Origin of the sequence: Planktothrix sp. FACHB-1355 (genome assembly GCF_014748295.1) — a bacterium.
Lineage (GTDB): Bacteria > Cyanobacteriota > Cyanobacteriia > Cyanobacteriales > Aerosakkonemataceae > Aerosakkonema > Aerosakkonema funiforme_A.
The window spans coordinates 1-9,183 of the sequence record NZ_JACJUP010000143.1 but is presented as its reverse complement, the minus strand read 5'-3'; the positions used below and the strand labels follow the sequence as shown (position 1 = coordinate 9,183).

At 44.2% G+C, this 9,183-nt stretch carries 9 protein-coding genes; 4 read left to right on the top strand and 5 right to left on the bottom strand.

Annotated features, from left to right (window positions below):
- Positions 1–230: 230 nt before the first annotated feature.
- Both H6S82_RS09135 and H6S82_RS09130 read right to left on the bottom strand, forming a co-directional pair.
- On the bottom strand, positions 231–1,451 hold the full coding sequence (locus tag H6S82_RS09135) for a hypothetical protein (protein ID WP_190472372.1): 1,221 nt from the start codon (positions 1,449–1,451) through the stop codon (positions 231–233).
- Between the two features lie 113 nt (positions 1,452–1,564).
- A complete protein-coding gene (locus H6S82_RS09130; protein WP_190472375.1) occupies positions 1,565–2,002 on the bottom strand; it encodes a hypothetical protein in 438 nt (145 codons plus the stop codon).
- 293 nt (positions 2,003–2,295) lie between these two features.
- Between H6S82_RS09130 and mobV the strand changes: the two genes are divergently transcribed.
- From mobV to H6S82_RS09110, 4 genes are read left to right on the top strand one after another with little or no spacing between them, the layout of a single operon-like run.
- Positions 2,296–4,038 (top strand): MobV family relaxase, encoded by a 1,743-nt coding sequence (gene mobV / locus H6S82_RS09125; protein WP_190472378.1) that lies wholly within the window; start codon positions 2,296–2,298, stop codon positions 4,036–4,038.
- Between the two features lie 6 nt (positions 4,039–4,044).
- Positions 4,045–4,530, top strand: a complete 486-nt coding sequence (locus tag H6S82_RS09120) for a hypothetical protein (protein WP_190472382.1) — start codon at positions 4,045–4,047, stop codon at positions 4,528–4,530.
- A gap of 5 nt (positions 4,531–4,535) precedes the next feature.
- Positions 4,536–5,402, top strand: coding sequence for a bifunctional 5,10-methylenetetrahydrofolate dehydrogenase/5,10-methenyltetrahydrofolate cyclohydrolase (locus tag H6S82_RS09115; RefSeq protein ID WP_190472385.1), 867 nt, complete (start codon positions 4,536–4,538; stop codon positions 5,400–5,402).
- Complete coding sequence (locus H6S82_RS09110) at positions 5,399–6,226, top strand: glycosyltransferase family A protein (RefSeq protein WP_190472388.1); 828 nt, start codon at positions 5,399–5,401, stop codon at positions 6,224–6,226. Before H6S82_RS09115 ends, H6S82_RS09110 begins: the two co-directional genes overlap by 4 nt.
- 110 nt (positions 6,227–6,336) lie before the next feature.
- Here the strand turns inward: H6S82_RS09110 and H6S82_RS09105 are convergent, their stop codons facing one another.
- The 3 genes from H6S82_RS09105 to H6S82_RS09095 form a co-directional block, all read right to left on the bottom strand.
- Positions 6,337–7,068 (bottom strand): nuclease-related domain-containing protein, encoded by a 732-nt coding sequence (locus H6S82_RS09105; protein ID WP_190472391.1) that lies wholly within the window; start codon positions 7,066–7,068, stop codon positions 6,337–6,339.
- A gap of 63 nt (positions 7,069–7,131) precedes the next feature.
- Entirely contained in the window at positions 7,132–8,043 is a 912-nt protein-coding gene (locus tag H6S82_RS09100) for a ParB/RepB/Spo0J family partition protein (RefSeq protein WP_190472395.1), read from the bottom strand.
- Complete coding sequence (locus H6S82_RS09095) at positions 8,040–8,810, bottom strand: ParA family protein (protein WP_322111993.1); 771 nt, start codon at positions 8,808–8,810, stop codon at positions 8,040–8,042. Before H6S82_RS09095 ends, H6S82_RS09100 begins: the two co-directional genes overlap by 4 nt.
- Between the last annotated feature and the right edge of the window lie 373 nt (positions 8,811–9,183).

Below are 9,183 nucleotides of genomic sequence, written 5' to 3'. Positions count from 1 at the left end.
ACTGAATCTTCTTTGTATCCTACTCACAAAACCATGTTTTGAGCGATTAATAGAAGCTAATTCAGGTCTTAGACTCTCTGGGGTATGAACTCCAAGAATTCTTATGACCTACCTCATAGCCTGGTGGATTCTTAATCCGATATCAATTACCACTCAGCGGACACCGACCCATTTGTTTAGAATAGATGATGGTTGTGGATGGTTTCAGATACAGTTCTTGCGCTGAAAATTTAAGCTGTTACTTTATCAACAGATGACTTATACATCTGGGACACTCGCTTGAATACGCCGTAAGCATCTACCAACCGATTTACCATTGGATCGCTTAATTTTAAACCAAAAGTTTGTGCAATTTCCCGCTTGATACCACCTCCCCAAATCACTTTGGCATTACCAAACAATTTTTCTATTTCTTCCTTAAACGCCACAGATGCGCCTCCTCCAACCAGAACTTCGTCTAGTGTTACTAAATTCGGCCCCAGCATTGTTTTTAGCCAGTTAGCTGTGGAATTCCAGTAAGATTTGAAGCCATCATCAACCGCTGAAACCATTTCTTTGGTGAGTTGTTGAATATGTTCTTCCTTCTCAACTTTACCTATTAATAATGCTTGCAGTAAGCTGCGATCGTCACGTCCATAATAGATAGCCTCTGTTAGTTGAGCGCGACGAATTATAGAAGCATCTAAGGCAGTTTTATCCAAAACATAATTTACCAGATTATGGAAACCGAGAGCCGGACTCTCTATTTTGACACACTGCCCTCGCTGATAGAGCATCGCTGTCACGTTGTACTGACCCATCACCAACACCAAAATATTTTTGCGGGCAAATTCAGCCTCAGAGAGTTGAGTTCCTCTTAATGCTAATTGTCCGGCTCCTTCAGCTAAAATGTTTAACTTAAAATAATCCGGTACTGTCAGGTGGGTGTAGTCTTGTCCGCGAAAATTGAATTGAATAGGTTTAGGCGCAACTCCTGCTAGTTCGCTCCGCAAAGAACTGGCATTTGGCATTTCCACATGGGGTAATAAAAGGGTGGCATGAATTCGCAGATATTTAGCAGCATTATCTGTGCCTTTGGAAGCGAATCCTTTATACTCTATAAGGGCTTCTTTTTCTCGTTGTGCGATCGCACCAATTGCCGTCAGATATCTTACTGCTCCCGATACGATTTTGTATTTGGCTTCTTTAGTGTCACATCGAGGAGCAAACCGCGTTTCGGCCAAAAAACCGACAGCCAGCGGCTGAGTGGAAGGCAGCATCAACCAAGCATCATCTTCTGGCGCAGCAGTTCGGCTGGGCTGAAGGTGGCCCACTTCTTCTGGGGATAGCTCTGCTATTCCTGGCTCTATAAACAGTGCTTTTACTTTAGCTTGTGTGGGAATTTGGTAAATTATTTTGAGGCGTGATTTCCCTAAGTCCAACACTACAATCAGGTCGGGTTGAAAGTTCATAAGCTGTCCGAAAACTCTACAAATACAAGTCTTTTTGCTCTATGGTCGATGATTTTTGGTTTCGCTCTCCTCTTTCAAAAGAGCGAAAGATGGAATATGGGTTTTTCAATTATTTAAGCTTCTAGTTCTGTCGGGAGTTTGATAAACTCTCTAACTTGAGGCATATCTGAAAAGTCGTCTTCCTCTTCTTCCTCTTCTTCCAATTCATCTGGTTTTATAGTGGATGGCTGATTTTTTAATTCCAACTTCTCTTGTGGTTGAAGGATAGCTTCCCGAGCCCAGGTCATATTTGGCTCAAGTCCAAACAATTGGGTGATAAATTCGGCTTGCTTGAGCAGTTCTAATTTCGCTTCTATTGCTGCTGCCTTTATAGTTTCTTCGTCGTAGATACCAAGCCGTCGCAACGCTAGTGGCATCCAAAAGGCACGGCACGCTGTTAGTACCATTTCGTCGGTTGACTTAGAGGGATAATTTTTGAGGAATTCCAACAAATTTCCTTCTGGGGTTCCTTCTGCTCGACTCACTCTTAATTCAACTGGTTTTTTAGGCATAATTACTTAGTGCGGATTTTGGCTAAAATTAGCGGATTTTCGCAGATATTAGATTTTTACCGCGAAAGTTAAATTTACTTTGTCATAAACTGATAGGTTTACACTTGCTCCCTTTTGCAGATTTTCGCGGATTTTCGCGGATTTTCGCGCAGCTAAATTTGCCTAATTCCAAATGTGTACTCATTACACATTTTTATGCACGAGGTATTAGAAGCATTCTTTCCGTCGGTTGAGTCTATTTTTAGAGTCGCGATCGCACTATCGAAAAAGAGAAACTTTCTACTAACTCTCAGATGGCTTTTGGAATTCTCCAAATCCAAAAAATCAAATCGTGGGGAAACCTAGTTAGCAGTTCCTCGCACACTAGCAGAGACCGGGAAACACCTAATGCTAACCCTGATGTCAAAAATATCAGGCCGATCGGAAATAGCGATGACCCGACCCTGGAAACGTTGGTTAGACAAAAAATCGGTAATCAAAAAATTCGCTCCAATGCAGTGTTAGCCGTTGAGATGCTGCTTGGAGCTTCTCCTGACTACTTCCGACCAGATAACCCGGAGTCGGGAGGGAGGTACGACTTAGAACGCTTAGAGAGGTGGAAGCTTGCTTCGGTCAACTGGTTAAAGTCAGAATATGGCGATCTCGTTGTCAGAGCCGAATTGCACTTAGATGAAATAACACCCCACATCCACGCTTATTTAGTCCCTTTGGATGAGCAAGGTAAACTTAACTGTCGGGCGCTATTCGGTAACAGGTACAAACTATCGTCGTTGCAAGATAGTTACGCAGCTGCGCTTTCACCCATCGGGATAGAACGAGGTATTAAGGGGAGTCACGCTACGTACACGAAAATCAAAGAGTATTATTGGCACGTCAACCAAGAAGCTCCAGAACTGGACTGTTTTCGCTCTCTTCCCGAACCGCGTTCAACTGAATCTGCCATTGGGTATAAGCAGCGGGTCGAACAATTATTACAACCTAGTGTAGATGTCATCGATCGCCAATTGAGCGATCGCACTCTCGCACTCAAGCAAAAACGCGATGCCGAGCAAAAAGCTTTGGCTTCTGAACGGGAAAGGCAGAAACTAGAACAACGCCTCAAAGAACTAGAAGCACAAAATCGACTTTTAAAAGCCCAAACCGAGCAATTACACGACTTATCTCTTTTAGATGTGGCTTACGAGTTGGGGCTTGACTGTGCCGAGAGCGATATTGCTAAAGCAAGCATTTGGCACGGTCACGGATACCAATTCAATATCACTGACTCTCAATTCTATGACCTTACAGGTAGTAAGCGCGGCAATAGTGCGATGGACCTAGTAATGCAGGTTAATCAATGCGGGTTAAAACAGGCTCAAGCTTGGCTGGCTGACCGCTTTGGTTGTGAAGGTATGCTTCGAGCCGTAACTCATTATGCTAGGGAACAAGCCCAACAGATTATTGCTGTTGAACCTACCCGCTCTTTTGTGCCGCCGGAGTCGGTCGAAAGTGAGTGGACTGCGGTGCAGAATTATCTGATACGTGAAAGACACCTGCCTAAGAATTTGGTCAATGCTTTGCACCAGCGCGGTTTAGTCTACGCTGATGGTTCTGGTAATGCGGTGTTCGTGATGCGCGAGCTTCAGGGACAAGTAACTGGCGCAATTGTTTGGGGAACTGAGGGTCAACGTTTAGCCCCTGGTAGTAAACGCTCTGCGGGTTGGTTTTGGATGGGACTGGGTGGCAGTGAAGATTCATCGATACAGAGAGTGGCTCTAGCCTCTTCTCCAATAGTGGCTCTCGAATTGCTTGCTGCTGAGTACCCGTCTGGCTCTAATACAATTTATATGGCTGTTGATAGCGATCGCACTCTCCCGATCGATTTTCTTTCCACTGTGCCACAGGTGGTTCTAGTAGATAACAACAATCCAGATAATCGGCAGTTAGTACGAGAAATTCAGAAGCTTTTGCCCCAGGCTACTCGTATCAAGTCAAAAACTATAAGAACAGTACACAAGCGTAATAGCCGGGAATTAAACTTAAATCAACTAGGATAACTTTATATGCAGGCCAACACTTTACTCACTAGCACGAAAGATAGCGTTCAAGTCATCAAAACCATATTTTATTGGCAGTCAAAACAAGCACTTTCCTGCCATTGTTTGCTCCGCATCTACATTGATGAAGTCCATGAGCGAGCCATAGTTATTGCCTCAGAATTAGATAGTAATAGACACAACACGGCAATTACGCACGATATCAAAGGACTTGCCAGCGCAGTTGTCCAAACATTTGAATCCCAGATAGGTGTACCCCTAGAGCAGATTGTCTGGATTGTGCATTATGGTGACTTCTCACAACCTCGTTCATACGAAAATATAGGTTTCTCCGATGAGTTTTCCAGAGTGGATTTACCTTGGTATGGAACAAGTTTAGGAGAGGGTGAAGGTTTCTGGACTGTGTTGAGAGCCGCGCCAAGAAAAGAGATACTTGGCTGGATCGACTTAGAACCTGTCGATCGGGTTTTAGCAGAACTCGCAAGTCACTGAGTAATATGGTTCAAATCAGAGCCAGAAAAATCCTGCAAGCAGTCAAAGCCAAATGCGAGCCGTTTCAGGGTAGCTTTTTAGGTAAAAGTATTACCATCCTGAAGTTCTCACCGCCTCCAGAAGCTTCGCAAATTGAACTTGCCAAATATCGTGCAGCGGAAATCTCAGCGGCTGAAAAGGTAAAGACTTTTAGCTTTATGAACTGCGAGGTAGATTATCGTCTCCTGTCTGAAAATACAACTCCGCTGGAGTTTAGGGACATTATCACTTCTGCTAACTCGGATATCGATACGGTTGGGGTAATTGTGCAGAACCCTGTACCCAGGCTACTGATCCCTGAGTTAGAGTTATTGTTGCCAGAGAAAGACCTTGATGCACTCGTGGAGAACCATCCCTTGTTTGGAGCTTCTGCTACAAGTGATGCGATCGCTCGTCTAGTTCAGCCATTTACAGATGCAAATACTAAAGTAGTAGTGGTCGGCGGTCGGGGCTTCGTTGGTCAAGGTGTTGTTCGATTACTGGAACAAAACGGTATCAACTGTTTGATTTTAGATGTAGGAGACGACCTTCTCAGAACGACACAAGCAGATATTGTCGTCTCAGCCACAGGAGTTCCTGAATTGTTAGATGAAAGGCATTTAAGACCTTACCATCGGCTGGTAGTTGATGCCGGATTTGTCCCGATTGGAAATAACCTTTTTGGGGATGTCAAACGCTCAGCTTATGAAATTCCGCAAAATATTACACCCGTTCCTGGTGGTGTAGGCCCACTACAAATGGCTACTTTACTGGAGAGGCTGATAACAGTAGCAACGGGGAGAGACATTGAAAAATGGGTCTATCAGTATGAGGCTTCGGGGGATGAAGCATGAGGCTTTCTTTAATTACTGCAACCCACAACCGGGTAGAGAAATTAGCTAATATTGCATATCCTAGTGTTTTGGGTCAGACATCCCGAAACTTTGAATGGGTAATTATTAACGATGGCCCCGATCTAGCTACGCGAAATTTTGTGGCTCAAATTAAAGCAGATTTGGCGATCGCTTATTTGGAGATGGAGCATCGCTCAGAAGGATTTAGCTTATGTCATGCCCGCAATCTTGGTCTTGACAGGGCCAAAGGTTTTCTTGTGGCTTATTTAGATGATGACAATGCTTTGTTGCCTCAATTTGTTGAGTCAACCATCAGGTTTTTTCAAGTCAACCCGCAGATTATATGCAGCATGGTTCGACAGCACCGCAGAAGAGATGTTGTCAGAAATAGTCAAATTGTAAGGCAGGGAAAAGTTTTTATTGCTCCACCCCCATCAGCTAATAGTGAGTCTTTGCTCGTACAAAAGCATATTTTTGATAGTAACGGGTTCTCCCATCATCTGGATAACGCACCCCGATGGAATCCCAATACCCGTGTTTTTGCTGATTATGAATATTTTCTTCAATGCTTAAGTCGTTGGGGCCAAGAAAGTTTTTTACTTAATCCTCTTGTTTTGGTTAATTACGTTCAAACATCGGAGGGAACGATCGGAAAATCAACCTATCAAGAGTGGGCATCCGATCTAAAAAAGATTTACGAATACCGAGAGCAGTACAGTGTTTTGTCAGATTGGGATGTGAAATCCTGGTTGCCATTATTAATTAGCACTTATGAGGATAAGTATAAAAATGGGATGAATGTACCGGGATTCAGCGAGAGTTGACATTCTGCTGAATGCGAGAATCACTATTACTTACAATTTTCTCAGTAAGCCCAAGTAAAAAAAGTCTGTATTTACCCAACTAAAGCTGTACTACCAACTGTTTCCATTATTTAATTCTGGGGCTTAGAAGGTTTGGGTTTCTTCAAAATCGGTGCTGGTTTTGGTTCGGTTGGTGAGGGCAAACTTAAATTTTCCACAGCTTGGGCGATCGCTAAAACTTGACTATCTGACAAACAATTTGGCGATTCACCAATCATCTGTAACAAAGCAGTTGCCCCATGCAAAACTGGCACTGAGCATTGGTTAGTTCCCAACCATTTCGCTACCGGAAATACAACTGGAGCTACGATGCAGTTGTCAGGTAATTTGGAAACCAAAGCGCTTATCCATTGCTGAAACATCTTTTGATGGTAGGCACTTTGAGAACTCGGACTGTTGGATAAAGCCACCCAATCATTACCTTCCCGTCGCTTCCAATTATCTTTATAGGCGCTAAATGATCCTTTCCAAGTTTTTACCTCAATTAAAAATACCCCACCTGGGCCAATAATCAGATGATCGATTTCAGTAAATTTGCCTGAACGCATGGTAGGGATAACGGCATTGTTAAACATCACCCAAGTGTCTGGTAAAGATTTAAGCAGCAGTGAAATCCCCCATTCTCCCACGCTGCCTTTAAACTGATTGGTGACTTGCTTAAACTCAAACATTGCCGCACCGATCGCTCCCAGAAAACCACCCCCTAATGCTTCTTGGGTAGCTTGACGATTTTCGGCTTTTTTCTGGCTTACTTGAGCGAGAAAACTATCTTTGAGTGCGGGTGATTGGTGGAGGATTTTCATAAGGATAGAGATTGGCTTTTCTAGAATTCGATCTCAAGTTAATTTGAGAATTCCCACACCAGCCTATTTGTCACCAATCAATGCTTCCATTTCCGCCAGAAGTGCTTCCAACCGTTCCCACTTCTGGGGATCTTCCCAAATCTTTGCCTGTTTAACTCGCCTAACGATCGCCTCCACCCGCTCTTTTCTCTCTGTTGGTTCGGGCTGCTGAATATAAGCTTTTAGTCGTGACTGAATTTGGCTCAGGGAAAGATTTTCGGCTACAGATGCGTCGAGGAGTTCTTTTCTTTGCTTTTCATCTTTGAGGCGTGCGATCGCTTTGGCTTTCGTGTAGGCAATCTCACCGCTACGTAAAGCCCCTAAAACATCTTCTGGTAAGTTCAGTAGGGGCAAGCGATTTTTAACGAAGGATTCCCAAGTCATTAATCCTAAATTGGTGAACACTTCTTCCACCAGTTGGGATTCTGGGTTAGGCATAACGTTATGCCTAGAATCTTCTGGTTTATCAGCAGCGTTTTTCATCCGGTACAGCAAGGGAGTTACTGCCTCTGGTTCACTTCCCAAGCGAAGAGCTAACAGTTGCAAAATTCCTTCAGTTTCTTCTACTGGATTCAAATCTTCACGGCAAAGATTCTCGATCAGGGAAAGTTGCATGGCTTCTTCATCGCTCAGTTCCCGAATAACAACTGGTACTTCAGTTAGCTGGACTTGCTTGGCTGCTCGGTAGCGTCGCTCTCCAGCCACTAACTCGTACAAGTTATCTTTTCCTTTCCGTACCAAGAGCGGTTGGAGAATGCCATGTTGTCGCACCGACTCCACCAACTCCTGCATCGCTTGGGGGTCAAAGTAACGCCTTGGCTGCTGTTGGGGAAGGTAAATCGTTTCTAAGGGAACCATTTCCGCCACTGTTTGAGCATCCCCAAACAGGACATCTAACGACTTCATTTGTTGATAAGGGCGATCGCGTCGGCTCATGCTAATTTCTCCAAGCTAGTCGCAATCTTTTTCAGGATAGGTACGGCGGGGCTTTTGCGGTTATAGAGTGCTAATGGTACGTGGTCTTCCGAAGCATCGGCAAAGGCGGTGGAACGAGGTATGGGTGGGTAAACTACACCAACTTTTTGCAATTGCTCTTGGATCGCTTCCAGAGTGCGAGCATCTTGAATATTACGACCATCGTACATCGTGGGAATAAACCCAGCAATTTGTAGCTGGCGGTTAGGACGCGATCGCACCCGTGCCACTGTACTCAATAACAACTCAGTTCCACAGAAGGCTTTGTATTGGGTTTGAATGGGGACAAGTACGTGGGTAGATGCGACAAGGCTGATGTAGCTCAACAGTCCCAGGCTGGGAGGACAGTCAATCAAGATAAAATCGTATTGCTCAAGCACTGGTTCTAAAGCTTCTTTGAGCCTACCATCCCGCATATCTGCCACTACCAATTCCAATTCAGCAGCACTCAAGCTGATATTGGCTGGTGTGAGATCTATACCGTGAATGTTAGAGTGGATAGGCAAAGGTTTGCCTTGCAAAATCGATTCGTAAATAGTTTGTTTTAGTTCGGTTGGGTCTAAGCCCATAAAGGTAGTGAGAGAACCTTGGGGGTCCATATCAACCAAAAGTACCCGATGCTTGCGCTCTTGGATATGGTAAGCAATGTTCATTGCTAAACTCGTCTTCCCTACGCCCCCGGACTGATTGAATAGGGCAATGACTCGGCTCAACTTTTTTGTGGTCATAATAAAGTCTTGAAGTGAATAATAAAGTTCTGGAGTGAATAATAAAGTCCTAGAGTAACTGGCACAGCGAGATCCTAGATGGTTAGTTGCATGAGGAGAAGGTTACTAGCTGTTACGAGTGCGATTAAAATACCATTTTTTTGCAGCGAGATCCAGGCTATTGATTCATTCCGCTAACGCTTCGCTTGTAGAACGAGCTTGAGCCAGCTATTGAGGAAGCTTTGAAATCTTTGGTGTTTGCGATCGCATATCCCCTCCCCAGTTTCTCCCTCAAGCTGCACTACTATAAATACTCCTTCCCTGCCCAAAATAAGCATCGTAGACGTGCTGATACACCTCTTGGCACTTCTGCTCGTATAATTCGGCTGAATAA